Genomic DNA, 279 nt, shown 5'->3' with positions numbered 1-279 from the left:
ACCTGATCCGCAACAGCTTCCGTTACGCCGGCCGGCAGCACCGCGACGGGATCGTCAAGGCGCTCAAGCCGGTCTACACCGCACCGAGTGAGCAGGCGGCGAAGGACCGGTTCGCCGAGTTCACGGCCGAGTGGGGCCAGCGGTATCCAGCGATCGTGCAGCTCTGGGAGTCCTCCTGGGCGGAGTTTGTGCCGTTCCTCGAGTACGACGTGGAGATCCGCTTCGGTGATCTGCACGACGAACGTGATCGAGTCGATCAACGCCCGCTACCGACGGGCG

1 pseudogene is annotated in these 279 nt (G+C 65.6%); it reads left to right on the top strand.

Going from position 1 to position 279, the window contains the following annotated elements:
* Window positions 1–279: pseudogene (locus AC5RWU_RS24755) on the top strand (transposase); the annotation flags it as partial.

This window comes from Arthrobacter sp. B0427-1-12 (genome assembly GCF_059092905.1).
The sequence above is the reverse complement of the archived record's forward strand: the minus strand, read 5'-3'. Positions and strand labels throughout refer to the sequence as shown.